This is a genomic window from Actinacidiphila oryziradicis (assembly GCF_005047355.1).
In the GTDB taxonomy this organism is placed as follows: Bacteria; Actinomycetota; Actinomycetes; order Streptomycetales; family Streptomycetaceae; genus Actinacidiphila; species Actinacidiphila oryziradicis.
Genome location: NZ_SUMC01000355.1, coordinates 1 through 1,081 on the forward strand (window position 1 = coordinate 1; position 1,081 = coordinate 1,081).

Consider the following 1,081-nt stretch of genomic DNA (forward strand, 5'->3'; position numbering starts at 1 on the left):
GGCGCTCTCAACTGGTCAGTGCATCGTGAGATCATGATCACTTTGCGCTGAACCGGAGGTTGCGGCAGTTGAGTCAAGGGAACCCGCTGTGCGTGCAGGAACGCGAGTCCATATTGCGCGGTCTGGCGCAGAATGATTCGCTTCGACTGATTGCCGAGCGGATCGGCCGCAGCCCTTCGACGGTCTCGCGTGAAGTGGCCCGCAACGGCGGCAAGGACGCCTACTCCGCATGGGACGCCCAAGATCGTGCGGACACCCGGCGCGCCCGGCCGAAGACGTGCAAGCTTGAGTCGGACCGACGGCTGCACGACGCGGTGGCCGACGGGCTGGCCAAGGAGTGGTCGCCGCAGCAGATTGCCGGCCGCCTGGCCGAGGACCACCCGGATGACGAGACGATGCACGTGTCCCACGAGACGATCTACCAGACGCTGTACCTGCAGGCCCGCGGCGAACTGAAGACCGAGCTCAAACTGGCCCTGCGGCAAGGACGCGTGCAGCGCCGCCCACAGGGGACAACTCGCCCCAGGCAAGCCCGGATTGCCGACATGGTCAACGTGAGCGAGCGCCCCGCCGAGGCCGAGGACCGCGCGGTACCCGGACACTGGGAGGGCGACCTCATCATCGGCAAGGGCGGCAAATCCCAGGTCATCACCCTGGTCGAGCGCACCACCCGCTTCACGATGCTGCTGAAACTCCCCTACGACCGCACCGCTGCCCGCACCGCCAGCGTGCTGGCCAGCAACATCCAGCAACTCCCGGAGCAACTGAGACGGTCGCTGACATGGGATCAGGGAGTCGAGATGGCCGACCACGCCACATTCTCCATCGCCACCGACGTCCCCGTGTTCTTCTGCGACCCGCACTCACCGTGGCAGCGCGGCAGCAACGAGAATACGAATGGCCTCATTCGGCAATACCTTCCGAAAGGAACGGACCTCTTCTGGTACACTCAAGCCGAGCTTGATGAGATCGCTGCGCGACTGAATGGACGCCCTCGGCAAACGCTGGGATGGCGGACTCCGGCAGAAAAATTGCAGGAATTCATCGCGTCAGCTTGATGCGCTCACCACTTGAGACCGCC

Annotated in this window: 1 protein-coding gene; it reads left to right on the plus strand. The window is 64.5% G+C overall.

Translation table 11 applies throughout. The features are described from left to right. Positions 1–92 precede the first annotated feature (92 nt). Positions 93–1,058: an IS30 family transposase gene (locus FCI23_RS55860; RefSeq protein WP_246144955.1), complete on the plus strand. Its 966-nt coding sequence runs from the start codon at positions 93–95 to the stop codon at positions 1,056–1,058. The last annotated feature ends 23 nt before the right edge of the window (positions 1,059–1,081 follow it).